7 protein-coding genes are annotated in these 2,502 nt (G+C 49.4%); all 7 read right to left on the bottom strand.

Annotated features, from left to right (window positions below; translation table 11 throughout):
* Positions 1-37: 37 nt before the first annotated feature.
* The 7 genes from WC052_06255 to WC052_06225 all read right to left on the bottom strand — a co-directional run bounded on the left by WC052_06255 (position 38) and on the right by WC052_06225 (position 2,427).
* Positions 38-421, bottom strand: coding sequence for a hypothetical protein (locus WC052_06255; GenBank protein ID MFA7287238.1), 384 nt, complete (start codon positions 419-421; stop codon positions 38-40).
* 68 nt (positions 422-489) lie between these two features.
* Positions 490-783, bottom strand: coding sequence for a hypothetical protein (locus WC052_06250; protein ID MFA7287237.1), 294 nt, complete (start codon positions 781-783; stop codon positions 490-492).
* A 2-nt stretch (positions 784-785) separates the two neighbouring features.
* Entirely contained in the window at positions 786-956 is a 171-nt protein-coding gene (locus tag WC052_06245; GenBank protein ID MFA7287236.1) for a hypothetical protein, read from the bottom strand.
* A gap of 11 nt (positions 957-967) precedes the next feature.
* Positions 968-1,114, bottom strand: coding sequence for a hypothetical protein (locus WC052_06240; protein MFA7287235.1), 147 nt, complete (start codon positions 1,112-1,114; stop codon positions 968-970).
* Between the two features lie 184 nt (positions 1,115-1,298).
* The gene (locus WC052_06235; GenBank protein MFA7287234.1) at positions 1,299-1,676 is read right to left on the bottom strand and encodes a hypothetical protein; all 378 of its coding nucleotides are present in this window, start codon (positions 1,674-1,676) and stop codon (positions 1,299-1,301) included.
* A gap of 22 nt (positions 1,677-1,698) precedes the next feature.
* The gene (locus WC052_06230; protein MFA7287233.1) at positions 1,699-1,926 is read right to left on the bottom strand and encodes a hypothetical protein; all 228 of its coding nucleotides are present in this window, start codon (positions 1,924-1,926) and stop codon (positions 1,699-1,701) included.
* A 57-nt stretch (positions 1,927-1,983) separates the two neighbouring features.
* On the bottom strand, positions 1,984-2,427 hold the full coding sequence (locus tag WC052_06225; protein ID MFA7287232.1) for a hypothetical protein: 444 nt from the start codon (positions 2,425-2,427) through the stop codon (positions 1,984-1,986).
* Positions 2,428-2,502 lie beyond the last annotated feature (75 nt).

The raw sequence follows: 2,502 nt of genomic DNA, 5'->3' as shown, positions 1-2,502 counted from the left end.
TACCGACAAACCCCGCACTTGGCGGGGTTTGTTTTGGTTAGAAGTTCAATTCGGCTTCGTTAAGTTCACGGGCGCGGAAATAACCCTGCGCATCTAGATCCTGATAGGCACCAGAACCATAACGCGGGTCAACTTGGCGCCAATGCTGCGTGTTGAGCTTACGGCCCGCTGCAACGTGTTCTTTGATGCAGGCACACAAACGCTCTACGTCGAGCACAGCAACGCGGGAACGATCAGGGAAATACGGCATACCGTCTTCGTCGTGCATCACGTGCGTGGTGTCGTAGCGTTCGTGATGAACCCAACGCTGGCCGCTTGGAAACTCTGCCATAACGAAATAACGCAGGCCGGTGTAATCCTCACCGTCTTCAGTAACGCCCGCTTTGAAAATGTCAGAGACTACAAAAATATCAGGGGTCATAAACTTTCTCCTAGCGCGTGATTGCGCTACTACTGACAAACCCCGCACTTGGCGGGGTTATTTATGTGTCAGTCGAAGGGCCACTGCACGTCAGTTTCTACACCGTGGCGGTTGATGATTTTCAACGCACGGGGCTTTCTGTTTTCCTCTTCAACCGCTTTGTATGCGTCGGAGGCTTGCACAGGATTTTTCCCGGCTAGGTAGTCTTTCAGGAAAATCATTTCCAGTTCACCACCACGATACACAGCACGACCGAACATTGATTCGGTTGCAGTCAACCAATGTTCGTATGCTGCGCGCTCTTCTTGCGTGACTGGATGGCCGAACATTTCATCCAGCCACTTTTCCATTGCGCCTTTCATGATTAACCCACCATGTTGATTGAATGAACATCGTAACCGGCATTCTTCGCGGCGGTTTCTGCAATGCGGCGATCATGCGCGGTTACTTCGATTTTGAAAACTTTCCCTGTTGAGTCGGAAACTTCAACTTCATACAGGTGAATGCCTTTTGGGTTGCCGATACGAATAGTCATGTTTGTCTACCTCAAGCTGCTTTACGAAAACGACGTTGTGCGGCTTGCACTTCCTTGGCGCGGATTTCAGCGGCCAGCAATTCGTCGCTGTTCCACTGCCAAGTTTTCTTTACTGCTGTTTTAGCGGTGCGACGTACTGGGGCATTGAATGCGCGCATTTGGTAAACTTCCTTTGAACCGTGAGTTAGTTTGGTAACAGGCATAATTGCCGATCTGGTAGCCACTATGCCTGAAACGCAATAAGGCGTCAACGGGTTTTGTTTGGCGGGCCGGGGCCATTGGTTCAAAGGGCCTAGAACGCAGAAAGGCCCCAAACCGTTCTAATGGCGTGGGGCCTTTCCTTTATAGAGGCGGGAACTTACCCGCTTTGACATCGGCACGAAAGATGTCGGCTATCTGGTCGCCGTGAATGTCATACACACGAATCAGGTGCAACGATAAACCGCTGTGAAAGATATCGGCTAGCTGTTGAGGGTAATCCGCATCGAGGATTTGCATTTGGCCCCAAAACATTAATTCGCCGTTGCGCTTAACCATCTTGCGCAGGTATTTCATTTTGCGGTTGAACTCGTAATGGAATTTCGACTGCGGATAAACATTGCTGATCAGACATTCCATTTTGGAGAGGCTGGTGCTTTCCAAATTCACGCCGTCAACGATTGCCTGAAATTCAGGACGCGGAACATTATCTGTCTTGCATGTGATATCGATGATTTGCATTGTCGTGATTCCTTATCGTGCGTCAATATGCTTTCGCGGTCGATGTGCCAACACCAATTGTTTTTGGCGACAGGCCATAATGGTGACGTGTCGGTTTTGTTTTCGCTGCAACACGCTTTGACCAGTGCACACGAAAACCGTGGCGGGCGTATAAAGCAATTGTTTCGGCTTCTGCTTTAGTCTCTGCTTCCACGGTCAGGGTGACGTTGGAAAAGTGGGAGTTGGTGAGACGTACTCGATAACGATTCATTTTGCGGCCTTAATGCAAGAATCCTCGACACAAGGCCGAGGATTCGTTTAACGATGGTTAGCCTGCTTTAACAGCAGCAGTTTGATATGCGTGGATTGCTGCTTGCACGTCTTCGACAGACATGTCCGCTGGCACGTCAACCATCATCTTTTGTTTCGTTGGGAATGCGCGGCGAATTGTTTCGTCACCAAACGTGGCGAAATAGTTCTTGTCGTCATACACAGACTGCGTTTCGCCAGCTTTCGACAATTGCACCAGAACCCGAATGTTCATTTCGTACTCACACGTAACCCAGTCACCGTACACCTTATGTACATCACTGCCTGTCAGGATGTCGGTGAACGTGTCGTGGTATTGAGCTTTCGAAAGATGCGAAAGTTTCAAAGACGCACAAAATGCGTTGATGTCAAAGAAGCATATGTCTTTGCCTGAAGCGACGACAGTAGCCAGCAATGCACGTACCGCATTTTCCATTTTGAACTTGTCTGCTTTGATACTCATGCTTATTTCTCCACCAGCCTATAAATGCACCGTGCGCAAGCGGCCAGTATTACCAGCGCCTAGTGTGTTGCAACT

This window comes from Patescibacteria group bacterium, assembly GCA_041675205.1.
Classification (GTDB): Bacteria; Patescibacteriota; Patescibacteriia; order GWA2-46-9; family GWA2-46-9; genus JBAYUF01.
Note: the sequence above shows the minus strand (reverse complement) of the source record. Positions and strands in the feature narration are given on the sequence as shown.

Bases quoted from the DNA above. Each gene is read 5' to 3' on its own strand.
- WC052_06235 (MFA7287234.1), bottom strand. From the start codon at position 1,676: ATGCAAATCATCGATATCACATGCAAGACAGATAATGTTCCGCGTCCT.
- WC052_06250 (MFA7287237.1), bottom strand. From the start codon at position 783: ATGAAAGGCGCAATGGAAAAGTGGCTGGATGAAATGTTCGGCCATCCA.
- WC052_06225 (MFA7287232.1), bottom strand. From the start codon at position 2,427: ATGAGTATCAAAGCAGACAAGTTCAAAATGGAAAATGCGGTACGTGCA.
- WC052_06245 (MFA7287236.1), bottom strand. From the start codon at position 956: ATGACTATTCGTATCGGCAACCCAAAAGGCATTCACCTGTATGAAGTT.
- WC052_06230 (MFA7287233.1), bottom strand. From the start codon at position 1,926: ATGAATCGTTATCGAGTACGTCTCACCAACTCCCACTTTTCCAACGTC.
- WC052_06255 (MFA7287238.1), bottom strand. From the start codon at position 421: ATGACCCCTGATATTTTTGTAGTCTCTGACATTTTCAAAGCGGGCGTT.
- WC052_06240 (MFA7287235.1), bottom strand. From the start codon at position 1,114: ATGCGCGCATTCAATGCCCCAGTACGTCGCACCGCTAAAACAGCAGTA.